17 protein-coding genes are annotated in these 23,877 nt (G+C 62.2%); 6 read left to right on the forward strand and 11 right to left on the reverse strand.

Annotation, left to right across the window (positions count from 1 at the left end; all coding sequences use genetic code 11):
• Window positions 1–47: 47 nt before the first annotated feature.
• From EDF70_RS12285 to dgcA, 5 genes are all read right to left on the reverse strand, one after another.
• A complete protein-coding gene (locus EDF70_RS12285; protein WP_165931999.1) occupies window positions 48–980 on the reverse strand; it encodes an ABC transporter substrate-binding protein in 933 nt (310 codons plus the stop codon).
• Window positions 981–996: 16 nt separating this feature from the next.
• Window positions 997–1,824: an ABC transporter ATP-binding protein gene (locus EDF70_RS12290; RefSeq protein WP_132273577.1), complete on the reverse strand. Its 828-nt coding sequence runs from the start codon at window positions 1,822–1,824 to the stop codon at window positions 997–999.
• A complete protein-coding gene (locus EDF70_RS12295) occupies window positions 1,821–2,876 on the reverse strand; it encodes an iron chelate uptake ABC transporter family permease subunit (RefSeq protein ID WP_245519128.1) in 1,056 nt (351 codons plus the stop codon). Before EDF70_RS12295 ends, EDF70_RS12290 begins: the two co-directional genes overlap by 4 nt.
• Window positions 2,873–3,925 (reverse strand): iron chelate uptake ABC transporter family permease subunit, encoded by a 1,053-nt coding sequence (locus EDF70_RS12300; protein ID WP_132273578.1) that lies wholly within the window; start codon window positions 3,923–3,925, stop codon window positions 2,873–2,875. Before EDF70_RS12300 ends, EDF70_RS12295 begins: the two co-directional genes overlap by 4 nt.
• A gap of 118 nt (window positions 3,926–4,043) precedes the next feature.
• Window positions 4,044–5,027 carry an N-acetyl-D-Glu racemase DgcA gene (dgcA, locus tag EDF70_RS12305; RefSeq protein WP_132273579.1) on the reverse strand — a complete coding sequence of 328 codons (984 nt, stop codon included), beginning with the start codon at window positions 5,025–5,027 and terminating at the stop codon, window positions 4,044–4,046.
• A gap of 97 nt (window positions 5,028–5,124) precedes the next feature.
• On the opposite strand from dgcA, the gene EDF70_RS12310 reads away from it, so the two are divergent.
• Genes EDF70_RS12310 through EDF70_RS12325 form a run of 4 tightly spaced genes read left to right on the forward strand, consistent with a single transcriptional unit; the run spans window position 5,125 to window position 9,168 of the window.
• Complete coding sequence (locus EDF70_RS12310; protein WP_132273580.1) at window positions 5,125–6,285, forward strand: ABC transporter permease; 1,161 nt, start codon at window positions 5,125–5,127, stop codon at window positions 6,283–6,285.
• A gap of 7 nt (window positions 6,286–6,292) precedes the next feature.
• A complete protein-coding gene (locus EDF70_RS12315; protein ID WP_132273581.1) occupies window positions 6,293–7,135 on the forward strand; it encodes an ABC transporter ATP-binding protein in 843 nt (280 codons plus the stop codon).
• 9 nt (window positions 7,136–7,144) lie between these two features.
• Window positions 7,145–8,515: an MlaD family protein gene (locus EDF70_RS12320; protein ID WP_132273582.1), complete on the forward strand. Its 1,371-nt coding sequence runs from the start codon at window positions 7,145–7,147 to the stop codon at window positions 8,513–8,515.
• A 44-nt stretch (window positions 8,516–8,559) separates the two neighbouring features.
• The gene (locus tag EDF70_RS12325; RefSeq protein ID WP_132273583.1) at window positions 8,560–9,168 is read left to right on the forward strand and encodes an ABC-type transport auxiliary lipoprotein family protein; all 609 of its coding nucleotides are present in this window, start codon (window positions 8,560–8,562) and stop codon (window positions 9,166–9,168) included.
• Window positions 9,169–9,371: 203 nt separating this feature from the next.
• Here EDF70_RS12325 and EDF70_RS12330 read toward each other — a convergent pair whose 3' ends face one another.
• Together EDF70_RS12330 and EDF70_RS12335 are read right to left on the reverse strand one after the other, a co-directional pair.
• Window positions 9,372–9,572: a hypothetical protein gene (locus tag EDF70_RS12330; protein WP_132273584.1), complete on the reverse strand. Its 201-nt coding sequence runs from the start codon at window positions 9,570–9,572 to the stop codon at window positions 9,372–9,374.
• 83 nt (window positions 9,573–9,655) lie between these two features.
• Window positions 9,656–16,006, reverse strand: coding sequence for a hypothetical protein (locus EDF70_RS12335; RefSeq protein ID WP_132273585.1), 6,351 nt, complete (start codon window positions 16,004–16,006; stop codon window positions 9,656–9,658).
• Window positions 16,007–16,493: 487 nt separating this feature from the next.
• Between EDF70_RS12335 and EDF70_RS12340 the strand changes: the two genes are divergently transcribed.
• Both EDF70_RS12340 and EDF70_RS12345 read left to right on the forward strand, forming a co-directional pair.
• Window positions 16,494–16,859 (forward strand): Hpt domain-containing protein, encoded by a 366-nt coding sequence (locus tag EDF70_RS12340; protein ID WP_132273586.1) that lies wholly within the window; start codon window positions 16,494–16,496, stop codon window positions 16,857–16,859.
• Between the two features lie 240 nt (window positions 16,860–17,099).
• Window positions 17,100–17,420 (forward strand): 2Fe-2S iron-sulfur cluster-binding protein, encoded by a 321-nt coding sequence (locus tag EDF70_RS12345; RefSeq protein ID WP_132273587.1) that lies wholly within the window; start codon window positions 17,100–17,102, stop codon window positions 17,418–17,420.
• A gap of 420 nt (window positions 17,421–17,840) precedes the next feature.
• Here EDF70_RS12345 and EDF70_RS12350 read toward each other — a convergent pair whose 3' ends face one another.
• From EDF70_RS12350 to EDF70_RS12365, 4 genes are all read right to left on the reverse strand, one after another.
• The gene (locus EDF70_RS12350; protein ID WP_132273588.1) at window positions 17,841–18,482 is read right to left on the reverse strand and encodes a TetR family transcriptional regulator; all 642 of its coding nucleotides are present in this window, start codon (window positions 18,480–18,482) and stop codon (window positions 17,841–17,843) included.
• Window positions 18,483–18,591: 109 nt separating this feature from the next.
• Entirely contained in the window at window positions 18,592–21,741 is a 3,150-nt protein-coding gene (locus EDF70_RS12355; protein ID WP_132273589.1) for an efflux RND transporter permease subunit, read from the reverse strand.
• A gap of 12 nt (window positions 21,742–21,753) precedes the next feature.
• On the reverse strand, window positions 21,754–22,962 hold the full coding sequence (locus EDF70_RS12360) for an efflux RND transporter periplasmic adaptor subunit (RefSeq protein ID WP_132273590.1): 1,209 nt from the start codon (window positions 22,960–22,962) through the stop codon (window positions 21,754–21,756).
• Between the two features lie 247 nt (window positions 22,963–23,209).
• Complete coding sequence (locus EDF70_RS12365) at window positions 23,210–23,842, reverse strand: DUF922 domain-containing protein (RefSeq protein WP_132273591.1); 633 nt, start codon at window positions 23,840–23,842, stop codon at window positions 23,210–23,212.
• Window positions 23,843–23,877: the final 35 nt, after the last annotated feature.

The following is a 23,877-nucleotide window of genomic DNA, read 5'->3' on the forward strand; positions in this document are numbered from 1 at the left end:
TTTGATATGGGCCGGTCATGGTGACCGGCCCATTGTCATTTCAGGCATCAGGCCTTGTATTTTGCTTCCAGAAAATCGAGCAGGTTGAAGGCTGTGAGAATGTTGCCGAACAGGAAGTCGGCGGACGGCAGCTCGATCTTTTCGCCCATCAGGTTGGCGAATGTCGGCAGCGCCTTCAGTTTTTCGCTCATGGCGCCGGCACCCTTGGCGCCTTCATCCTCCAGAAGCAGGATCAGGTCGGCTTCGAGAAGATCGAGGCGTTCGAGGCTGATATTGATGAAGGCATCGTCGCCGCCGGCCTGCTGTTGCGGCGGCGCCTTGAAGCCGACATCCTTCAGCACCGCCCATGTGAAGGAATTGTCCTGCAGCATGTAGCGGACAAGATTGGTGCGAACACGGGCGACCGTTGCCGTGCCGGCCTTGTCGCCGATGATGGCGCGAACGGCCTTGGTGCGGTTGTCGTAACGGTCGAGCAGTTCTTTCGCCTCGGCGTCGCGGCCCGTCACCTGCGCGATGCTTTCAAGCGCCTTGCGCCAGTTCTTCTGGTCCACATCGATCAGCACCGTCGGAGCGATCTGGCTGTAACGGTCGTACATGCCCTGCTGGTCAGGCAGGTCGTCATTGCTCATCAGGATAAGGTCGGGCTCCATGTTGAGCACGGCCTCGTAATTCGGCTCCTCGGATGTGCCGATGTAAGCGATATCGGCGGGCAGGCGTTCGGCCACGCCCTTGGCGAAACCACCGGTAAAATTCGGGCGCGAGGCGCCGACCGGCTTGATGCCGAGCGCGACGGCCGGCTGCAGCACGCCATCACCATCGGTCACGACGATGCGCTTGGCCACCTTGGGGATTTCGACCGGGCCGATGAGGTCGGTGACGGTGATGGTGTCTTGCGCGAGAACGTCCTGTGTGAAGACGGTGCTGGCAGCGAAGGCAAGCGAGGCCGCGATCATGTCGCGGCGCGTCAGGGAAATGGGCATGGGCATTATCCTCTCGTCAGTCTTTTGAAACGGCGGGGTGGGAATTGTCGTGCAGGCCGCGTGGCACTACCAGCGGTGTGCCGAAGATCGGATCGGCGATGATGATGCTGTCTAGGCCGAATACGTCGCGCACCAGCGCCTCGGTAACGATATCGGCGGGGCGACCTTCAGCGACCGCATGGCCGCCGCGCATGGCGATCATGTGGGTGGCGTGGCGGCAGGCCTGATTGAGGTCGTGCAGGACGGCGGCGATGGTGTAGCCGCGTTCGCGGTTGAGCTTTTCGAGCAGCAGCATCAGTTCCATCTGATGGGCGATGTCGAGGAAGGTGGTCGGCTCGTCGAGCAGCAGCAGCGGCGTTTCCTGCGCCAGAACCATGGCGATCCAGGCGCGCTGACGCTGGCCACCGGAAAGTTCGCTGACACGACGTGCTGCGAGATCGTTCATGCCGGTCGCCTGGATGGCTGCGGCAACGGCCTGTTCGTCGGCCCGGCTCCACTGGCGCAGAAAATTCTGGTGCGGATAGCGACCGCAGGCGACCAGTTCGGTGACGGTGATGCCGTCAGGCGCGATCGAGCTTTGCGGCATCAGGCCGACGCTGCGAGCGAATTCCTTGGTCGGGATGGAGGAGATGGCGCGGCCATCCAGCAAGACGGAGCCCTTGCCGGGGGCAAGCAGCCGCGCCAGCGCCTGCAGGAGCGTGGACTTGCCGCAGGCATTGGGGCCGACGATAGCGGTGAAGGAGCCGGACGGGACCGTGACGGTCAGGTCCTGGGCAATGACCGACTTGCCGTAGGCGAGTTCGACGGCCTGCGCTTCGAGGCGGGGGGCGGCGTGTGTGGTCATGTGCGGCGGGCCTCCTTGACGATCAACCAGAGGAAATAGGCGCCGCCGATGCATAGCGTGACCACGCCGACCGGCAACTGGATGGGACTGAAACTGTGCTGCGCGACGTAATCTGCGGCGGAGAGGAGAAGCGCGCCGGTCAGCATGGAGGCGGCAAGCGACGTGCCGGCCGTGCGGGTGATGGCATGGGCGATCGGTGGGGCGGCCAGCGCCACGAACGGGATGGGGCCCGCCATGGCGGTGACCAGTGCCGTGGCGACGATGGCGAGCGCCATCAGCGACAGCCGCACGGTTTCGACCCTGATGCCGAGCGCGCGGGCGCGCGCATCGCCCATTTCCATCAGCCGCAACGGCCGTGACAGGACCAGCGCCGCAATGATGACGGGCACGGCGACCCAGAGCGCCGGCAGCAATTGCTGGCTACTGACCCTGGCAAGCGAGCCCATGCCCCATGTGTTGGCGGCCATGGCGGTGGACAGCGTCGACTTGATGAGTATCCAGTGATTGGCCGAGGTGAGCATGGCGCTGACGCCGATGCCGACGACGATCAGTTGGAAACCCTGAATACCCTTGTGCCAGGTGAGCAGGTAGACGGCGAAGGCGGTGAGCAGACCGCCAGCGATGGCGCTGCCGGCAAGCACCAGCCAGCCGCCGCCGGCAAAGGTGATGGCGAGGATGGCGCCGGTATAGGCCCCGGCATCGAAACCTACGACATCCGGGCTGCCGAGCGGATTGCGGGTGATCGACTGGAAGACGGCACCACCGAGGCCGAGCAGCGCCCCGAAGAGGGCGGCGGCTGCGGCGCGCGGCATGCGCCATTCGAGCACGACCAGCCGGGTGCGGCGCTGGCCATTGCCCAGCAGCACGTCGATCACGTCCATGACCGGAATGCGCACCTGTCCGCTGACAAGGGCGGCGATCACGATGGCGAAAGCAAGCGTGACGAAGATGGCGTAGGCCAGCAGAAGCCGCTTGTCGATGCTCATGCCGACACGATCGCCGAAGGCGCGGATGGTGAGGCGCCGGCGCATGAAGGAGGGATGCAGGTTCATAGGGCCGTTACCTTGCGGGCGCGCACCAGCCAGATCAGCACCGGCGCACCGATGAATGCGGTGACGATACCCACCTGGATTTCCGCCGGGCGCATGCTGAGGCGGCCGATGATATCGGCGGTGAGCAGGATGATCGGCGCCAGAACCAGCGTATAGGCAAAGATCCAGCGCTGGTCGTTGCCACCGATCCAGCGGGCCACGTAGGGCACCATCAGGCCGAGAAAGCCAAGCGGGCCGGCGGCGGCCGTGGCGGCGCCGGTCAGAAGCATGACGGCGATCACGACCATGATGCGGGCGCGGCCGAGGCCGGCGCCGAGCGAGCGCGCCTGATCGTCACCAAGTGCCACGATGTTGAGGACCGGTGCCGATATCAGCGCAAGCACGATGCCCATGGCGACAAAAGGCGCGGTATAGGTGAGGTTGTCGTAGCCGGTGATGGCGAGCGAGCCGACTTCCCAGTTCAGCATGTGGTCAAAGGTGTTGGGATCTAGAAAGATCAGCGTCGAGGTGAGGCCACGCAAGACGGAGCCGATGGCCACACCGGCCAGCGTCAGCCGCAAGGGCGTCGCACCGGCGCGACCGCCCATGGCAGCGGCATAAACGGCGATGGCCGCCAGTCCCGTGCCGGCGAAGGCGAACCAGATCAGCGACAGCGGATGCGAGATGCCGAGCAGGCCTATGGCGACCACCATGGCGAAGGCGGCACCCGCATTGATGCCCAGAATGCCGGGATCGGCGAGCGGATTGCGGGTCAGCGCCTGCATCAGCGCGCCGGAGAGTGCAAAACCGATACCCGCCATCAGGCCGAGCAGTGTGCGCGGCAGGCGCAGCGACCAGATGGTTTCGCTGTCGATGCCGGAATCAGGCGAGATGAGCGCGGCCGCGACATCGCTGACGGGAACAGTCCGGGCACCGATCGCAAGGCTGAAGCAGATGATGGCGGCAAGCGCCGCAATGGCGACAACAAGGCCTATGCTTTTGCCATTCCGGCCTGTTGGGCGGGAGATATAGGCCGCAAGCGCAGCATGTTCGACGGGACTGGAACTCATGAAAACGATCGCTCGTCCTTCGTGAGATCGCCTCCCGTCGATCTTTTGATGACAAATTTCGTCATCTTTTGATCATCTGACTTTCGTCAAGTCAATCACTTCGGTGTAGTGTCATGTTTTACCCCCACAGTTCCGGCAGTGGCGCGCTGACCAGCGAACCGTCATAACGCAGGCCCGGAACGCGGTCGCGCGCCAGCAGCAGCGGGCCGTCGAGATCGGCGTATTCGCAGCCGTCGGCGAGCAGCACTGCCGGCGCCATGGCCAGCGACGTGCCGACCATGCAGCCGACCATGATCTTGAAACCCAACCGCTTTGCTTCCGCCTTCATCAACAGACCTTCGGTGAGGCCACCCGTCTTGTCGAGCTTGATGTTGACGGCATCGTAACGGTCGCGAAGCGCGGCAAGATCGGCCGTGGCATGAACGCTTTCGTCGGCGCATATCGGCACCTTGCGGCGGATGTCGGCAAGAATGGCGTCGTTTCCGGCCGGCAGCGGCTGTTCGATCAGTTCGATATTGGCCTGTGCCGCGACCGCCAGATGACGTTCGATATTGGCCTCGGTCCAGCCCTCGTTGGCATCGATCACGATGCGGGCGTCGGGGGCTGCTGCACGCACGGCGCGGATGCGCTCCGCATCGTTTTCCGTGCCGAGCTTGATCTTCAGCAGCGGCCGATGGGCATTGGCGGTAACCTGTGTCGCCATGGTCTGTGGATCGGATAACGAGATCGTGTAACAGGTCACCATCGGCGCCAGATCCGTGACGCCGAGCAGAGCCGCGACCGATACGCCACGCGTCTTGGCCTCGAGATCAAAGAGAGCGCAATCGATGGCGTTGCGGGCAGCACCCGGCTTCATTTCGGTGAGCAGCGATTCGCGGGTCAAACCTTGTTCGATGGCCGGCGTGGCGGCGCGAATCGCCTCCAGAACGCCCTCGATCGTCTCACCATAACGGCGATAGGGCACGCATTCGCCGCGTCCGGTCATGCCATTCTCGCTTATGGTGCAGGTCACGACCTCGGCTTGCGTCTTGGAACCCCGTGAAATCGTGAAGGTCCCGGCAATCGGGAAGGATTCTGTTGTGGCTTCAAGGTGACGCCGCATGGTTTTAGCTTTCCCGCTCATGGCAATTCGTTAACAGGTGTTTATATTGCCGTTTCCCGATGGTGCGATCAACGGGCGTTTGAGCAGAAGAAGATTTATGCAGGCACAGCCGAACCCCGCCGAAACGTCGGACGCGGATATCAGGATCGAAGAGATCGACAATGGCGGCCAGCGTATCATTCTGTCCGGCAGCTGGCGCAGCCATGGCATCTCCTCGGTTCTGCCGAAGCTGGCAAGCCTTGAAACCGGCAAGGCCAATGGCCGGCTGGAAGTGGATGTCAGCGGCATAGACGGCATCGACACGGCAGGCGCCTGGCTTTTGCGCCGCATGATGACGCGGCAGAAGGATGCCGGCGGCGAAGCCGAACTGGTTGGCGCCGATCCTAAGCTGCAGGAACTGATGGACGTCCTGCCGGAAAGGACGCCCGAGCCGGAAAAGATCGTCGACGACAGCACGCGGTTCCAGCGCATTTTTGCACCGCCCGGCGAAGCAATGGTGGCGCTCTATCAGGACCTCGTCGCGGCGATGAATATTCTCGGCTCCGCGGTGCGCGGTGCGCAGATGAAGCTCGGCCATGGGACCGGCGTTTCGCCGGCCTCGGTCGTCACCCAGATCGACCGCATGGGCGTGCGCGCCACGCCGATCATCATCCTGATGTCTTTTCTGATCGGTGCGATCATCGCCCAGCAGGGTGCGTTCCAGCTGCGTTATTTCGGTGCCGAACTGTTTGTCGTCGATCTGGTCGGCATTTTGCAGTTGCGCGAAATCGGCGTGCTTTTGACCGCGATCATGATCGCCGGCCGTTCCGGCAGTGCGATCACCGCCGAGATCGGCTCGATGAAGATGCGCGAGGAGATCGATGCGCTGACCGTGATCGGCCTCAACCCGATCGGCGTGCTGGTGTTTCCGCGGCTGGTGGCGCTGACCATCGCGCTGCCGCTTCTTGCCATCATCGCCAATTTTTCGGCGCTGACGGGTGCTGCGGTGATCACCTGGGCCTATTCGGGCATCACCTTCGAAACCTTCCTCGGTCGTCTCAACGAGGCAATCGACTATTCTTCCGTCGCATCCGGCATGATCAAGGCGCCGTTCATGGCGCTGGCCATAGGCATCGTGTCCGCCGTCGAAGGCATGAAGGTTGGTGGCAGTGCCGAGTCGCTCGGCCAGCATGTGACTGCATCCGTGGTGAAGTCGATCTTTGCGGTCATCCTGATGGATGCGCTGTTTGCGATCTTCTATTCCGCGATCGATTTTTGAGGTGGATATGACGGCCGACAGCGAAACACTGGAGAGAAAAGCGCCGGCGACCAGCGATCGCGACGTCATTCTCGAAGTGCGCGATCTGACCGTCGGATTCGGGTCGAAGATCGTGCTAGACAATCTCAACCTCGATATCTATCGCGGCGAAATTCTGGGCTTTGTCGGTGCGTCGGGTACCGGCAAGTCGGTGCTGATGCGCACGGTGCTGCGTCTTTTGCCGCACCGCTCCGGCACGATCAAGATCCTCGGCGTCGATTACGACACCGCCGACGAGCAGAAACGTATCTCGCTCGACACGCGGCTTGGTGTTCTTTTCCAGCACGGCGCGCTGTTTTCGGCGCTGACGGTGAAGGAAAACATCCAGCTGCCGATGCGCGAGTATCTGCAACTGCCGCAGTCGCTGATGGATGAGCTGGCCTATCTCAAGCTGGAACTCGTGGGCCTGCCGCCGGATGCGGCCAACAAATATCCATCGGAACTGTCGGGCGGCATGATCAAGCGTGCAGCGCTTGCGCGCGCGCTGGCGCTCGACCCGGATCTCGTTTTCCTCGACGAGCCGACATCCGGTCTCGACCCGATCGGCGCCGCCGATTTCGATGCCCTGATTGCCAAGCTGCGCGACACGCTGGGCCTGACCGTCTATATGGTGACACACGACCTCGATAGCCTGTTCTCCGTCTGCGACCGTATTGCGGTTCTCGGCCAGAAGAAGGTATTGGTGGAAGGAACGCTGGACGACATGTTTGCCTGCGACGACGCTTGGGTTCAGTCCTATTTCCGCGGCAAGCGCGCACGATCGGTTGTGACTGAGCCGGTCGACCGAGCCACCGAACACCCAGAAAAGTGACCGGAATTTATGGAAACCAAAGCCAACTACGCCCTCGTCGGATTTTTCACGCTTCTGGTGGTCGCTGCCGCATTCGGCTTCGTCTACTGGATGGCGCAATATGGCCGCGGTGGACCGACCGGTGAGCTGGCGATCCGCATTCCGGGCTCGGCCAACGGCCTGTCTGTCGGTTCCGCGGTTCGCTTCAACGGTATTCCGGTGGGCACCGTGCGCAACCTTGCCATTGATCCGGACGACCCGCGTTTCTCCATCGCCTTCACCGAAGTGCAGCTGGAAGCGCCGATCTATCCGTCCACCAAGGCCGTTCTCGAAGTGCAGGGCCTGACGGGCGCTGCCTATATCGAACTGTCCGGTGGCCGCGTCGGTGAAGAAAACATCGTCAAGAAGGCGCAGGAGGCCGGAAAGCCGGCCGTGCTGATTGCCGACCAGTCGAGCGTGACCAACCTTCTGGCAACTGCCGACCAGATCCTCAAACGCGCTGATACCGCGATTGGCGACATCCAGGGTTTTGTCGCCGATGCCCGAGGACCGCTGACGCAGACGATCAAGCATGCCGAGACGTTTACCGCGTCGCTGAGCGAAAACTCCGGTGCGATCGACGAATTCCTGCAGAGCCTGTCGGCATTGTCGGGCACGTTCAACACGGTTTCGCAGCGACTGGATTCGACGCTGGAAGCGGCTGAGCAGCTCGTACGTGCCGTCGACGCCAACAAGGTCAACAACATCCTCAGCAATGCCGAAAAGGTATCGGGCGACATCGCCGCCTCGACCGGCGAGCTGCCGGCGATCATTGCCGAGGTCAAGGACACCGCCACTAGCTTCAAACAGGCTGGTGTCGATGCCCAGAGCGTGCTGAAGCGCGCCGATCAGCTGATGGCCTCGGTCGATCCCAAACAGATCGGCTCGGCTGTCGATAATATCACCCAGGCGTCTTCCGATGCACGCGGCGCTGTCGCGTCTGCCCGAGAAGTCGTTGATGGCGTGGCTGCCCGTCGTGACGAGATCGATCGGGCGATCGGTGACTTTGGCGAACTGGCCAAGAAGCTGAACGAGGCATCGAGCCGCGTGGACGGCATCCTCGCCAAGGTCGATACGATGGTGAGCGGCGACAGTTCCGAGGGCATGTTCGCGGAAGCGCAGAAAACGCTGCAGTCGATCCGCGCCGTCGCCGACAATCTCAATGGCCGCATCGGCCCGATCGCCGACAATCTCAACCGCTTTTCGTCGGCGGGTCTGCAGAACGTGCAGACACTGGTCGGCGACATGCGCCAGACGGTTGATAACCTCAACCGGGCGATCACCAATTTCGACAACGACCCCCAGCGGCTGATCTTTGGCGGCGAGGACGTGAAAACTTATGACGGCAGGACCCGACGTTGATGGCGTATCAGGCGTTCAAGTACAGGGCTGATGGGAGCGTGAATATGGGTTCGAAGTCTTTTGGGTTTGCCCGACACGGCGCGGTGCTGACGCTGCCTATCCTGGCAGCGCTCTTAAGCGGCTGCGGCAGCAAGGCCAACAACGACACGTTCGACCTGTCGCTGACACCGGTCGCGAGCACCAGCGATTCCGCCAAGGCGAGACAGATCCTCGTTCCCGAGCCGACCGCGCTGAAATCGCTGGATAGCGAGCAGGTCGTGGTGCGGGTCTCGCCCTCGGAAATCCGTTATCTCGGCAAGTCGCAATGGGGTGACCGTCTGCCGCGCATCGTGCAGTCGAAGCTTGTTCAGGCGTTCGAGAATACCGGCAAGCTCGGCGGCGTCGGCAAGCCGGGGCAGGGTCTTGCGATCGATTACCAGGTCGTCACCGACATCCGCGCCTTCGAGATCAATGCATCCAGCCCCAAGGCGGCCGTCGTCGAGATATCCGTCAAGATTCTCAACGACCGCAACGGCTCGGTACGCGCCCAGAATGTTTTCCGCGCGACGGTTCCGGTCTCGGGTGAAGAGAATGCCACCTTCATCGCCGGCATCAATCGCGCCTTTGCCAAGGTCGGCGCCGACATCGTTGACTGGACGCTGAAGTCGATCTGACGTCCATTCGATATCACAAACGCTGAACAGCCCTCGGATTACCGTCCGGGGGCTGTTTTGTTTTCGGCCTGGCCTTGTCATTTCCGCAGGATGTTTGCGCTGTCCGTCAGGAAGGCAGCGTGTCATTGCCTCGGCGGTCTGAGTAGACACAAAAGTCGGAAGAAGTGCAGATGCCAGCCCGGTAGCCATTGGACGGTGTAGCCTTACGACTGCAGCAACTGATCTCCGTTGACCGGATCGTCCTCATCTTCGTCGCGTGCACAGATAAGCGCGTGAAAAGCATCCTGGGTCGAGTGCAGCAACCGCATCGCCTCGTGCTCGCTGCGCAACGGTAAAGCCGACCGGCGGATGTCCCGCAGGTGGCTGAGTTTCAGATCGATTTCATCCGAATAGCGATGCGCCACAGAAACCTCCTGGTTCCTGTGGCGCACTTTATCATAAAATGATGATGTATCAACTATTGATCAGCAACTAACGCGACAGTTGATCAGTTGAAGCGACCTGCTGCGTGTGCCAGCATGGTGTAGACCTTGCCGGTGTCCGATGTCAGGTAGCTCTGCGTGACGCTCTTGTCGCGGTCGGTGCGTGCGACATCGGCAAGCAGCTTTTCGAAATCAGCAATATAGCGATCAACGGCAGTCCGGAATTCCGGTTCACGATCGTATTTGCTCTTGATGTCGTCGAAGGTCTGCTGGCCCTTGAGCGTGTAGAGGCGACGGGTGAAGACGTCGCGCTCGCCGCGCTGGTAACGCCGCCACAGGTCGACCGAAGCTTCATGGTCGATGGCGCGGGCGATATCGACCGACAGCGAGTTCAGCGATTCGACCATGTGACGCGGGTTGCGGTTGTCACCATGGCGGGTCGACGGCTCCTGCGGTGGACGCTGGCGCGGTGCGGATTCGGCCGGCTGTTCGTCACGCGAAGCGCCACGCAGCAGATCGCTGATCCAGCCACCGTTTTCATCGCGGCGCTGCGGTTCGGCAGCGCGCGACGGCTGCTGTGCCGGACGGTCGAGCGGCAGAGAGCCACGCAGGCCGCTGGCCAAGCCACCCGAGATGCCGCCCGACAGGATATCGCGCGGGGACTGGGTTGCGGCCGGAGCCGGCTGTGCGACGCGCTGCTGCAGAGCCGGGGCAGGCTGCTGCGGTGCAATCGGTGCCTGGGTGTAGACCGGCTGCTGTGCGATTGGCTGGGGGGCGATTGGAGCAGGAGCAGGAGCCGGCATCGGAGCAGGCGCCGGGGCCGGACGAACCGGTTCGGCGACTTCGAGCTGCTGGGCCGAACGGCCGACCAGTGTCGAGATATCCTGCAGGGCCTTGATCTGCTCGGAAACGGCGCGACGCATGGCGGCAGCGCTTTCCTTGGCTTCTTCCGGCAGGTCGAACGCACCGCGCTTCAGTTCCGAACGGGTGGCGTCCAGTTCCTTGCGGATGTCGCCGGCCGAGCGGCGGATCTCGTCGGTCGCACCGGCGAAACGGCCGATCGCGTCATCGACCGACTGGCGCAGCGTTTCGCGCAGCTGATCGGCGGCCGTGTCGGACTTGCCGGCAGCGTCTGCGAGCATGCGCTCGACATCGGCAAGCGAGCCGGCAATACCACCGCGCATGCGATCGGACAGTTCACGCGAGCGGCGTTCAGCATCACCCAGCGTACCTTCAATGGCGCGGGTCGCTTCCTGACCGGCGTTGAAGAAGGCGTTGCGCATGTTTTCCGCCGTGGCTTCGGCACGCTGCTGTGTTTCGCCAAGCGAGCGGCCGATATCGGCGAAGGACGACTGCAGGCCTTCGCGAAGGCGCGAGGAAACCTGCGAGGAACGATCCTCGGCGCGGTCGAATGCGCCTTCGACGAGGTTCGTCAGGTTGCGCATGGTGAGTTCGATCTCTTCCGAGCGTTTGACGAGGCCGACCGAAAGGTCGCGCAGAGCCGTCTGACGTTCGTCGAGCGTGCCGACGAGGTTGGACTGGGCGGCACCCAGCAGTTCCGACGCCTGGCCGAGAACACGCGAGTGGTCGTCGAAGCGGCCGACGATATTGCCGACCTGGGACAGAGTTGCAGACGAAACGGTCGACAGACGCTCGACATTGTTTTCGAGAAGACGGCTGGCGCTCGATACGACGTCGGCAGACTGGGCGGCAGACTGCGAGAACCGGTCGGCAGTGGCGCCGAGACGTTCGTCGGCGGCACCAAGCTGTTCAGCAGCGCGTTCGATCGTGCCACCAAGCTCGGCAGCGGTGCGCTGAACCAGCGAGGCGATGCCCGTGTTGCTGTCTTCAAGGCGCGAGATAAGGCTGTGGACGCTGGCGGCCAGACCCTGCTCGACGCCCTGCATCTTGCCGGCAACTTCGTCGCCGCGCTGGCTGATGGCCGACAGCGTGTCGTTGGTGCGGGCAGCAAGTGCCTCGACCAATGCATTGTTTTCCTGGCGCAGGCGCTGGCTGGTTTCTTCCGCGGCTGCGGAAAGACGGCCGGCCGTCTGTTCGGCGGCAGAGGTCAGCTGCTCGGCAGCGAGGCGGCCGGATTCGGCAGCCTGTTCGAGAGCCGGGCGTGCCTTTTCGTCGATCAGGCGCGAGAATTCGGCCGAACGGCTAGCCAGCATCGAGTTGAGGTCACGCGAACGGTTGTCCAGCGACGAGCGGATGGCTTCGCCGCGGGCTTCCAGTGCCTTGTCGACCTGATCTATGGCGGCATTGATTTCACCGGCAGTCTGCGACAGCGCGCTGCGGACATTGTCGCCGCGCTCGCCGAGCGACTTTTCTGCGTCGCCGAGTGCTTCCGTAATGGCGGCGACCTGACCCTTTACCAGCGCATCGGCTTCGGCAACCTTGTTGACGATCGAATTGCCGGCTTCGGAGAATGCCTGTGCAACGGCTGCGGCCTGACCGGAAAGACGGCCCTGCGTTTCGGAAATGCGGCCGACGATCTCGTTGGAACGGTTCTCGATCGACTGCGTGAATTCGGCATTGCGGGCGCCGAGTTCCTCGGAGAACTGCGTGCCGGCACGCGACAGCGATTCGACGGCGCGCATGGCTTCGCTGTCCATGCCTTCGGCAGCCGTTGTGACGGCGTCGCGCATGGCGGAAGCAAGCGTTGCTGCCTTGCCTTCGATGGTGCGGCTGACGGCATCGAGGCCGACATTGAGGGCGCGGTCCATCGTGCCGAGGCGCTCTTCAAGGCGACCGGTGCCGGTTTCGAACGTACCGTCGATGCGGGCTGCAGCCGTTTCGCTGGCGGCTTCGAGACGGCTGCTGCCGCCGTCAAGGCTCGCTTCGATACGGGTTGCGGCTTCGCCGGCAATGCGCTCCAGATCGGATGTGCGCTCGGCAAGTGTTTCGCCGAGATTGCGGCCAACGCCATCGACCAATTCGGAGACCGAACCGAGCTGCTCGCGCATGCGGCCTTCGAGGCCGGTGAGCGTGCCATCGACGCGTTCGCTGGTCTCGTTGAGGGCGGTGGAAACGCCGCCGACGGTTTTTTCGATACGGCTGGAGAACTGGTCGGCAGAGCGGTTGATCTCGGCAGCGGCCGTGCTCAGCTTGGCGGCGATTTCGCCGGCGCTGGAGGTGAGGCGGCCTTCGAGATCGTTGCCGACGCCATCGACGAGACCACGCAGGCCTTCCTGCTGCAGTTCAAGCGTCATTTCCAGCATGCTGGCGCTGGTGGCGATCGAGGTGCCGATCGACGTTGCCTGGTCGGCGAGCATTTCGCTGAACTGGCCTTCGGCTTCCGTCAGCGTCGCCGAGATCATGTCGCGGCGATCGTCGAGCGTGGTGCGCATGCGCTCGTAAGAGCCATCCAGCGTTTCCGACAGACGCTCATTGCCGGCATCCATGGTTTCGGAGACCCGCTCATGGCCGGTGCTCATCATGGTTTCCATGCGCAGCAGGCCGTCGGTGATCGTGTCTTCGAAACGTTCGGCATTCTGGCCGAGCGCCATTTCGATACGGCCGGCACCGCCGCCGACCGAGCGGTCGATCTGTTCGGCACCCTGCTCGAGAGCGCGGGTGATTTCGGCACCGCGGTTTTCGAGCGTGGCTTCGAGGCGCTGCTGGTTTTCCGAATAGACGCCCTGCAGGTTTTCCGTGCGCGCAATAAAGGCGGCTGCGACGCGTTCGTCGGCATTGTTGACGGTTTCGAGAAGGGCGTTTGCCTTGTCCTCGATGGCGCTGTTCAGGCGGTCTTCGCCGAGTGCCAGCGATGTCGCCATTTCCATCGACTTGTCGTCGAAGATTTCGCCAAGGCGTTCGCTGCTCTTGGACACCATGTCGCCCATGTCGGTCATGCGGCGGCCGAGATCCTGCTCGATACGCTGATGACCGGCAGACAGAACGGTTTCCATGGCCGCAACACGATCGTCAAGAACACCGGCAAGACGCTCAGGCGCTCCGCCGACGGCATTTTCGATACGTGCGGTGCGCTCGTCCAGCACTTCGGCCAGACGCTCGTGGCTGCCGCTGACGGCGTTGACGATGGCAGCCGAATGACCGGCCAGCGTGTCGTCGAAGCGCGTCTGGCTGTCGGAAAGGGCGTTGAAGAGCGCGCCGCTGCGTTCCGCCATGACGGCATCGATACGCTCGTGCGCTCCGCCAAAGCTGTCGGTGATTTCCGCTGCGCGTGCGTTGAGCGCCTCTGTGAATTCCTGGGCGCGACCTTCCAGTGCGCCGGAGAGTTCGCGGCTCTTGGCGTCGAAATCGGTGGAGAAGGCGCGGCCCGATGCTTCCAGGCTTTCGTTCAGAGCGCGGCCCGAAACTTCGAGATTTTCGGTCAGGCTGCGGCCAGAATTGTCGAGCGTCTCGGCAAGCACGCGGCTGCGATTGTCTATCGCCTGCTGGAATTCATTGGTGCTGGCGTCGAGGCCTTCGGTCAGCGCTGCTGCGGAGGTCGCAAGGCCGACCGTCAGCGCGAGGCTGCGATCATCGATGGCCTGCTGGAACTCGGCCGTGCGGGCATCGAGGTTTTCGGCCAGGGCTTCGCTTGAGGTGGCTAGGCCGAGGGTGAGCGCAAGGCTCTTGTCGTCGATGGCTTCCTGCAACTCGGCGCTGCGTGCGTCAAACGCTTCGGTGAAGGCACGGCTGCGCGCGTCAAGCGCATCGCTGATCTGGGCGGTGCCGGATTCAAGCGTGCTTTCGAGGATTTCCTGGCTGGTACCAAGCGTGGTCGCAAGTGCGAGCGACTGATCGGTGAAGGCCGATCCGATGCGGTCGATGCTGGAGGACAGAATGCCTTCCAGAGCCTCGGAACCGCCCGTGACGCTTTCCTTGATACGGATAAGGCTGTCGCTGAGCTTGCTGTCGAGCGAGCCGGAGCGCTGATCGAAGGCCGTGGTGAATTCGTCGAGGCCCGAATCGAACGTGGTGCTCAACTGACCGATCGTCGCTTGCAGGCGTTCTTCGAACAGGCCGGTGCGCAGGTCGAGATCCATGACCGCGTCGTCGGCAGCGTTCTGCAGGCTCTGACGGAAGGTCGAACCGCGCTCGTCGAGAGCAGTATTGAGCGACGAGATGACGCCGTCGAGCGTGCCGGTGATGGCACGTTCGCCAGAGGTCAGACCCTCGGTGATTTCGCGTGTGCGAGCGACCAGGGTTTCGTTCAGCTGACGGGTGCGATCCGAGAGGGCCGCGTTCAGCTTCTCGGTGTTGGCATCGAGCGTCGAAGCGCGGGTTTCGAACTGGCCAAGCAGATCCTGACCGCGTTCGGCCAGCGTCTTCGACAGGTCGTCGAGGCGGACGTCGAATTCGCCGGCGAGCTGCTTGCCGGAGGCCTGCAACGTCTGGACCATGCTATCGGTCTTGGCCGTCAACAGCGAGCCGAGGGCTTCGCCTGCGGCGTTCGAGCGTTCCATCAGGGTGGCTGCGCGCGTCTCGATCATCGAGGCAAAGGCTTCGCCCGAAGTGGCCAGACGCACCGAAATTTCCTCGGTGGCCAGCGACAGATCTTCCTTGAGCTGGTCGTGAGCGCCGACGATGGAGGAGCGGATACGATCGGCATGGTTGACGATGGCGTCACGTTCCGTGCCGAGTTCATGCACGAGACCACGTACGCGCAGCTCGTTATCGGCATAGCTGCGCTCCAGCGCGTTCACTTCCGAATGGACGAGGGTTTCCAGCTCGGTTGCGCGGGCAATGGTGCGCTCGATGCCCTCGTTCATCGCCATGACTTCGCGGCGCACGGCCTGGCCGACGGACATGATGCGGTCGGTGGCGATCGTTTCCGGCTCGGACAGGCGCAGAGCCACTTCAGCCATCGAACGGGCCGCAGCGCGCAACTCGTGCGCACGCGCCATCATGATCGAGAAGGCATAAAACAGCATGATCGGCACGAAAATGCCGACGCCAATGGCAACGACGCCCGGCGTTTCGAGAATCTGCGCGACCGAGGTGAACTGCCAGATCTGCGATCCATAGATCAACTGGCCAAGGCCGAGGCCACCAATTGCCCAGAGGGTGGAGAGAATCGTGGAGTTGCGCAGCGCATTGCGCATCGCGCCACCATCGAGCGTGCGCAAAAGGGCTGCGGTCGGGCGGCGGCTGGCATCGTTGGCAGGCGAGAATGTCGGGGATTTCGGCGCGGTCGGTTCGGCTGCTGCAGGGCGCGCCTGTTCGGCTGCGGCCTTGCGGACTTCGGCCTGGCGTGCGGCCGCCTGTTTTTCACGCGGTGATGCTTCCGCTGCTGCGGATGGCTGTCGCTGCTGCGGAGGCTTTTCGGACACGGTCTTCTCCCGCGCTTGGGAAGTGGAGCCAGAGCGAGGCTTGGGATCGTCTTCGAAATCGTTGTTCAGCGCATCTTCCAGCGCCTGAAACGCGGTTTCGTCGATCGCATCGCTATTGTTGTTCTTCACCATGCGGTTACGCCTCGTTACTAACACCGGTCATATCATCCAACCCGGTGCCGCATGCAAATGGGTACGGGTGACATGCCTGTCGGTTGAAGCCGCCGCCGACGGTTGCCGGCGATCGGATCGTCCTAATCTTTATTCCAGTCCGGAACGCTTTCATTTCAAAGGGATGATAAGGAATGCTTACCGACCCGCCTTCCGGTGCGTGAAAATTTGGCCGAAACCGAGGCACACGCGCTTGCCAAGCGTATTGTAGTGGCACATTCGCCGTTCCGTTACAATTCGGAGCAGCCGCACAAGCCATACAGCGCAGGCCTGTTAACAGAAAATATACCATATCGGGACGTCAAAACCCTTCAAAACACGAGGCTTAGTCAAAATTAACCATGACTGCAGAAAAGCCGTCGGGATTGTGCCGGATTTTAGGTGGATAAGCATTTTCGCCCGGCAAAATCGGGAAATTGCCTCATATCCAACAACAGGACGAATGCCCATGTCTGCCGCCGTATCCGCTCACCAGATGCCCGACAATGCGACAGATGTCGGACCCTCCGCCACCCGTCCCGTCGATCTCGTTCATCTGGCCCGCCAGACCATGGGGGACAAGGACCTTGAAGTCGAGATCCTGTCACTGTTTGCACGCCAGGCGCGGGCTGCTCTGACCGAAATGGGTGAGGGCAGAATTCCGGCAGCAACCGTCGCTCATCGAATCAGGGGCGCGGCCAATGCTGTCGGCGCCTTCAAGGTTGCGGCCGTCGCCGGCGAAATCGAAGCCGGGCAGGATGACGCGGCAACCTTCTCGCGTTTCGGCGCGGCGGTGATCGAGGCTGAAAACTTTATCAACAAGCTCTGCCGCTAAAGCATGTCGCGATCCTTCGGATTAGCTTTCACGCTTTAGATCTGTGTCGTCGCATGTCGTTATCGCAAAACCGCTACACACTTTTGCGCGACATGCGTCAGGCGTGGCGAAAATACCCCGAACCACCGCAAAAGGCGGCGGTTCTGGCCGTTCCGGGTCGCGGCCGTTGTTGACTGACCAAGGGTTTTGTCCGAGAGAGATGGGCTTTGCATCACCCCATAAAGCCCGGATACGCAGATCATGACAAAGCTCACAATCGTTGCCTTCGACGGTACCCGTTTCGAACTCGACGCCGCTGACGGCTCTACGGTGATGGAAAATGCCGTGCGCAATTCCGTGCCGGGCATCGATGCCGAATGCGGCGGTGCCTGTGCCTGTGCCACCTGTCATGTCTATGTGGACGACGCATGGACGGAAACGGTCGGCGGGCCGGCGCCGATGGAAGAAGACATGCTCGACTTTGCCTTCGACCTGCGCCCCACCTCGCGGCTCTCCTGTCAGATCAAGATGACGCCGGCCCTCGACGGGCTGGTCGTCAGCGTGCCCGAACGTCAGGGCTGACGCGTATTTCCCAAATTTCGGTTGGCCAAAAAAAACCTCGCTGCGCCGGAGCGAAGCGAGGTTTGAGGTAGGCACGTCGCTGCAGGTGAGGGAGGGAACACCAGCAGCAATGGGACGCACCGGGAGAACACCGTACAAAGCCCGATAGGGGGCCAGAAGAATGGCGCGCGATCCGAAACCGACTGTCGGTTATCAGGATCGGCGCACCTGCTGCGCATTCGCACCGCCTTGCTCGGCGCCGCAGGATTTGAAACCCGATCAACTGAAATTGATAATATAAGCGATCGTTGAAATATGCCAGCCGAAGAAATTACCTCTGATTGATCGCAGAGGACGAAAGGCTCGCGTAAGTTTCAGATTGCAGCTGGCATTGCCGCATTGTGATGCAGCCGAGTCCCGCAATGATGCAGGATCCTGTGATCAGGCGGTGGCTGATGCGCAGGGCGATGCCGGATTGCGGAAACTGGCGAACAACCGCCGCACGCAGCCGCAGCCTTCCGAATCCAGATCGAAATTGCGGCCGCCAAGCAGCCAGTCCCAGCATATGCCCTTGATCATCCACTTGACCGCATAGCAGGCAGAGGCGGGCGTCCATCCTGTGGCCAGCTTGCCGTTGGCTTGCGCGCGCTGCAGGATCTGTTCGAGCTGGGTATTGTGAAGCTCTTCGAGTTCCTTCATCGCCTGCTGAACGGGCGCGAATTCCTCGGTGAAATTGGTGCGTAGAAGGATGGTCAGCATGCGCTGGCGCTGCTGGTCGGTCGCCATGACCTGCATCCATTCACAGGCCGAATCCTCGATCATGGTCAGAGCATCCATGCCGCAACAGGCAGGATCGCGCAGTTCCAGCATGTTGAGGAGCGGCAGTCGGAACGTGTTGTAGAGTTCGAGAAAAATATCGGTCTTGCTGTGAAAGTGCCAGTAGACCGCGCCGCGTGTCACGCCCGCGGATGCCGCGATTTCATCAAGGGTCGTCGATCCGACGCCCTTTTCGAAAAACATCTTTTCGGCTGCATCGAGAATGGCTGCGCGGGTTTCCGCTGCTTCAGCCTTGGTCCGTCTCATTTCTCCTCCTTCCCGCCGACTTTCGGGGCACCTCGAAAAAAGGCGCCCCGAAAAACCTGTCGACGATGATCCTCCATCACGGGAAACGCTGGGGCTTCCCGTGAAAGTGTCAGTGCGCCGTCGTGCCGGGCTTGTCTTCGCTCTTGCTGGCTTCCAGCGGTTCCTTGCGGGCGTCCTTGGAGAACAGCCGCATGATGAACACGTAGAAGACCGGGACGAAGAAGATCGCCAGGATGGTGGCGGAGATCATGCCGCCGAGAACGCCGGTACCGATGGCGTTCTGGCTGGCGGCGCTGGCGCCGGTGGCGATTGCCATCGGGACAACACCGAGCGTGAAGGCAAGCGACGTCATCAGGATCGGGCGGAAGCGCAGATGCGCTGCCTCGACGGTAGCATCATAGACGCTGCGGCCTTCGGCACGCAGGTCCTTGGCGAACTCGATGATCAGGATGGCGTTCTTTGCCGACAGGCCGATGATGGTGATCAGGCCGACGAGGAAGTAGACGTCGTTCGGCATGTCGCGGATCATCACCGCAGCGACCGAGCCGATAACGCCGAGCGGCACGACGAGCATGACCGACAACGGGATCGACCAGCTTTCATACAGCGCCGACAGAAGCAGGAAGACGAACAGGATGGACAGCGCGATCAGCGCCGGCGCCTGTGAGCCCGACTGAATTTCCTGCAACGACTGGCCCGTCCACTCGTAACCGAAACCGGACGGCAGCTGGTCGGCGAGACGCTCCATTTCGGCGATCGCGTCACCCGAGGAATAGCCCGGACCGGCCTGGCCGGCGATACGGATCGAGGGATAACCGTTGTAGCCGATCACCTGCGAGGGGCCACGCACCCATTCGGCAGTCGCAAAGGAGGACATCGGCACCATGCCGCCGCTGGCGTTGCGAACGTTCAGCTTCAGAAGGTCGTCGGTCTTCATGCGCTGGTTGCCTTCCGCCTGAACGGTGACGCGCTGCATGCGGCCGTTATTCGGGAAGTCGTTCACGTAGGACGAGCCGAGGTTGGCGGTGATGGTGGAGTTGATGTCCGCGAAGGTAACGCCGAATGTGTTGGCCTTTTCGCGGTCGATCAGCAGGTTGACCTGTGCGGCGTCGGGCATGCCTTCGATACGCAGGCCGGCAAGGATGGGGCTCTTGCCCGCTTCCGCCATCAACTGATCACGTGCTGCACCCAGTGCCGTCTGACCCTGACCGGAACGGTCCTGCAGACGGAAGGTGAAGCCGGACGAGTTGCCGAGACCCTGGATAGGCGGCGGCGACAGCGAGAAGGCGATGGCATCACGCAGGCCAAAAATCTGGCTGTTGATACGTCCCGCAAGGGCATCGGCGGAGTCTTCCGGACCGCGCTCGTCCCAGTCCTTCAGGGTGATGAAGGCAAGGCCGGCATTCTGGCCGGAACCCGAGAAGGAGAAGCCGTTGATGGCGATGATACGCTCGACGGCCTTTTCCTTCAGCGCGATCTTCTCGATCTGCGAAATGACTTCCGTGGTGCGGTCGGTGCTGGCTTCAGCCGGCGCCTGAACGTCGACGATCAGGAAGCCCTGGTCTTCGTTGGGCAGGAACGAGCTCGGAAGCTGCGTGTAAGCCCAGCCGAGGCCGACCAGCAGTGCGACATAGATGATCATGAAGCGACCGGAGCGCTTGATGAGCTTGCCAACACCGCCAGAATAACCGTGCGACGCCTTGTCGAAGCCGCGGTTGAACATCCCGAACAAGCCCTTCTTGTCGTGATGATCATCGGCAACTGGCTTGAGGAAGGAGGCGCACAGCGCCGGTGTCAGAGAGAGCGCGAGGAACCCCGAGAACAGGATCGATACGACCATGGTCAGCGAGAACTGCTGGTAGATGATGCCGACGGCGCCGGGGAAAAAGGCCATCGGGATGAACACGGCCGACAGGACCATGGTGATGCCGATAATGGCGCCGGAAATCTGGCCCATCGCCTTTTTCGTCGCTTCCTTCGGCGACAGCTTTTCCTCCGCCATGATGCGTTCGACGTTTTCGACGACGACGATGGCGTCATCGACGAGAATGCCGATCGCCAGAACCATGGCGAACATCGTCAGCACGTTGATCGAGAACCCGGCGACGAACATGATCGCGCAGGTGCCGAGCAAGGCTACCGGCACGACCAGCGCCGGGATGACGGTGTAGCGAAAATTCTGCAGGAAGATGAACATCACCACGAAAACGAGGATCATCGCCTCGATCAGGGTGTGAATGACCTTTTCGATGGATACTTCCACGAACGGGCTGGTGTCATACGGAATTTCGTATTCGACGCCCGAGGGGAAATATTCCTTCAGTTCTTCCATGATCTGCTTGACGCCTTCCGACGTCGCAAGCGCATTGCCGGTCGGCGACAGCTGCACACCGATCGCCGCGCTCGGCTTACCGTTGAGGCGAGACGAGAAGTTGTAGCTTTCCGCACCCACTTCGATGCGGGCAACGTCGCGCAGACGAACCGACGAGCCGTCAGGGTTGGCGCGCAGAACGATCGCACCGAACTGTTCAGGATCGGTCAGCTGGCCCTGAACGTTGATCGTCGCGGAAATCTGCTGGCCGATCGGGTTCGGGGTGGCGCCGATACGACCGGCAGCAACCTGAGCATTCTGTGCGGTGATCGCGGCGGTGACGTCGGCGGCAGTCAGGCTCAAGCCGACCATCTTGTCCGGGTCCATCCAGATACGCATGGAGCGCTGGCTGGCGAACAGCTGGGCCGAGCCGACGCCCGGCACGCGGCGGATTTCGCCGATGACGTTGCGCTGCAGATAGTCACCGAGGCCGATAGCGTCCGTCTGGCCGTCCGTCGAGGTGAGCGACACGACCATCAGGAACGAGGTGCCGGCCTGTTCGACGCGCAACCCTTGAGAGGTCACGGCGCTCGGCAGGCGCGGTTCGGCGCGGGCGATGCGGTTCTGCACTTCGACCTGGGCTTCACCGATATTGGTGCCGGGCGCGAACGTGACGTTGATCGACACGCGGCCGGAGGATTCCGACTGCGATTCGAAGTAGATCAGGCCCGGAACACCGTTCAGTTCCTCTTCGATCGGGCGTGTCACGCCCTGATAGATGTCTTCGGGCGAAGCACCCGGATAGTTTGTGGAAACGGTAATCTGCGGCGGTGCGACATTCGGATACTGCGCAATCGGCAGCATTGGAATGGTGATCACACCCGCCAGCATGATGAAGATTGCGACGACCCACGCAAAGATGGGCCTGTCGATAAAGAAACGTGCCATGAAACCGGGTCCTTACTGCTTCGCGGGCTCAGCCGGCTTTTCGGCGTTGTTATCCGGCGCGGCTTCTTCCGTTGCCGGCTTTTCCGGCGACCAGGGCTGCGGCTTGACGGTGGCGCCGGGCCCGGTCTTCTGGAAACCGTCGGCGATGACGCGGTCGCCAGCCTTCAGGCCGGCGGAAATGACCCAGCGTTCGCCGAGTGCACGACCGACCGTGACCGGGCGCTGCTCGACCTTGTCTTCGGCGCCGACAACGAGAAGGCTTGCCTTGCCGCCGGCATCACGCTGGATGGCCTGCTGCGGCACGGCGAAGGTGTCGCGCTCGAGACCCTGTTCGATCTGCACGCGGACATACATGCCCGGCAGAAGATCGCCGTCCGGGTTGGGGAATTCACCACGTAAGGTGACCTGACCGGTCGTCTCGTCAACGGCGGCTTCGGAGAACAGCAGGCGGCCGTCCTGCGGATACTTGCTGCCATCGTCGAGCATCAGCTGTGCCTTGGCCTCATTGGGGCCGGTCATCAGCTTGCCGTTCTGCAGGGCACGGCGCAGGCGCACGAGATCGGCGGCCGGCTGGGTAAAGTCGGCATAGATCGGGTCGAGCTGCTGGATGGTGGCGAGATTTTCAGAACCGGTCGAGCTAACCAGTGCGCCTTCGGTAATCAGCGCACGGCCGATGCGGCCGGAGATTGGCGCGGTCACATTGGCATATTGCAGGCTGAGCTTTGCCGAGGCGACACCGGCGCGGGCGACAGATACCTGGGCATCGGCCTGTGCGAGCTGGGCGATGGCGGTGTCGAATTCCGCGCGGGATGCAACGTTGGACTTGCTCAGCTGGGTCTGGCGGTCGGCCGTCTGGCGGGCCTGCAGCTGCTGTGCCTCGGCGCTGCGCAGTGTCGCTTCGGCGCGGTCGAGTTCTACCTGGAACGGTGCCGGGTCAATGCGATAGAGCACATCGCCTTCCTTGACCAGCGAGCCCTGCTCGAACACACGCTCGACGATAATGCCCGAAACGCGTGGGCGCACTTCGGCAAGACGCGTCGGGGCGATGCGGCCCGGCAGATCGCTGTTGATCGGCAGCGTTTCGGGCTGCACGGTGATGACGCCGACGGCAGACGGTGGGCGGGCAGGGGGCGCCCCCGCCGCCTGATCTTCCTTCTGACAGGCGGCAAGAACGGAAAGGCTGGCAACCAACAGACCAGCGACGGGCAGTTTCATTCGCATAGAGAACCCCATGGACCCAAAGACGGCAATTTACATACGTGTTAGTCTGTATGTAAAATTGCTGCAAGGCAACATTTGCGTGATGTCAAGTTTACGGCAGGCAGACAGGCGCCTGCGGCTTGGCGGGTTTTGTGCTCGCCAAGGCGTGGCGAGGCAACGCCGAACCTGCCGGTTCGGTTCCACTGCGACAAAATTGCGCGGCTTGTTTTGCTGAGACGTGAAGGATTTGGGCCGATCGGGCGCGATCTTACTGCGCCGAAACACCCCTGTTTTTCAAAACACGCATGATGCGGCTGTCGAAATTCTTCGATTCGACCGCATCGAAACGCACCTGTTCGCGGTCATGCGAATCGATCGCCTCGCGGCTGATCTCGCCGACGCGCTTTTCGAGGATATCGCAGTCGCGGGCCGGGCGAATGGCCAGCAGCCGTGCTTCCAGAGTGCGTGCGTGCGTGCGGGCAATTTCGGCGTGGCGTTCCTCATGGCGTTTGATATCTGCCGAAAGCGCATCCCAGATCGATGCCAGCGTGCCGGATGCCGCGCCGCGATTGCGCCAGCGTGGCAGGATGATGTGGGTGCGCACCGTGACCTTGACAGCGCCGATGGAACAACGGCCGCCGCGTTCCACATAGCTGACTTCACCGCCGAACTTGATCTCGGTCGCGCCGGGATGCCGGGCACCGGTATGGCGGGTCAGCGGGCCGCGACGTTCCAGTTCGGCGTCGAGATCTTCTGCTGTCTTGCCGCCGATCGAGAAATAGGAATAGGTCTTGGTGACGACTGGCTGCGCGGCAAGCGGTGCCGTCAGCGCCAGCAGGATCGTCAACGTCGTTGCTGATTTGAGGACCGGCACCCGGGGCGAACGGCGAAAGCTGCGCATCAATGGTATTCTCGGGTGCTGGCAGATTGAACTGG

The sequence above is a fragment of the Neorhizobium sp. JUb45 genome (assembly GCF_004343585.1).
GTDB lineage: Bacteria > Pseudomonadota > Alphaproteobacteria > Rhizobiales > Rhizobiaceae > Neorhizobium.

Excerpts from the sequence above, each read along its gene's own strand:
- EDF70_RS12285 (WP_165931999.1), bottom strand. The coding sequence starts at position 980 with ATGCCCATTTCCCTGACGCGCCGCGACATGATCGCGGCCTCGCTTGCC.
- EDF70_RS12290 (WP_132273577.1), bottom strand. The coding sequence starts at position 1,824 with ATGACCACACACGCCGCCCCCCGCCTCGAAGCGCAGGCCGTCGAACTC.
- EDF70_RS12295 (WP_245519128.1), bottom strand. The coding sequence starts at position 2,876 with ATGAACCTGCATCCCTCCTTCATGCGCCGGCGCCTCACCATCCGCGCC.
- EDF70_RS12300 (WP_132273578.1), bottom strand. The coding sequence starts at position 3,925 with ATGAGTTCCAGTCCCGTCGAACATGCTGCGCTTGCGGCCTATATCTCC.
- dgcA (WP_132273579.1), bottom strand. The coding sequence starts at position 5,027 with ATGCGGCGTCACCTTGAAGCCACAACAGAATCCTTCCCGATTGCCGGG.
- EDF70_RS12310 (WP_132273580.1), top strand. The coding sequence starts at position 5,125 with ATGCAGGCACAGCCGAACCCCGCCGAAACGTCGGACGCGGATATCAGG.
- EDF70_RS12315 (WP_132273581.1), top strand. The coding sequence starts at position 6,293 with ATGACGGCCGACAGCGAAACACTGGAGAGAAAAGCGCCGGCGACCAGC.
- EDF70_RS12320 (WP_132273582.1), top strand. The coding sequence starts at position 7,145 with ATGGAAACCAAAGCCAACTACGCCCTCGTCGGATTTTTCACGCTTCTG.
- EDF70_RS12325 (WP_132273583.1), top strand. The coding sequence starts at position 8,560 with ATGGGTTCGAAGTCTTTTGGGTTTGCCCGACACGGCGCGGTGCTGACG.
- EDF70_RS12335 (WP_132273585.1), bottom strand. The coding sequence starts at position 16,006 with ATGGTGAAGAACAACAATAGCGATGCGATCGACGAAACCGCGTTTCAG.
- EDF70_RS12340 (WP_132273586.1), top strand. The coding sequence starts at position 16,494 with ATGTCTGCCGCCGTATCCGCTCACCAGATGCCCGACAATGCGACAGAT.
- EDF70_RS12345 (WP_132273587.1), top strand. The coding sequence starts at position 17,100 with ATGACAAAGCTCACAATCGTTGCCTTCGACGGTACCCGTTTCGAACTC.
- EDF70_RS12350 (WP_132273588.1), bottom strand. The coding sequence starts at position 18,482 with ATGAGACGGACCAAGGCTGAAGCAGCGGAAACCCGCGCAGCCATTCTC.
- EDF70_RS12355 (WP_132273589.1), bottom strand. The coding sequence starts at position 21,741 with ATGGCACGTTTCTTTATCGACAGGCCCATCTTTGCGTGGGTCGTCGCA.
- EDF70_RS12360 (WP_132273590.1), bottom strand. The coding sequence starts at position 22,962 with ATGCGAATGAAACTGCCCGTCGCTGGTCTGTTGGTTGCCAGCCTTTCC.
- EDF70_RS12365 (WP_132273591.1), bottom strand. The coding sequence starts at position 23,842 with ATGCGCAGCTTTCGCCGTTCGCCCCGGGTGCCGGTCCTCAAATCAGCA.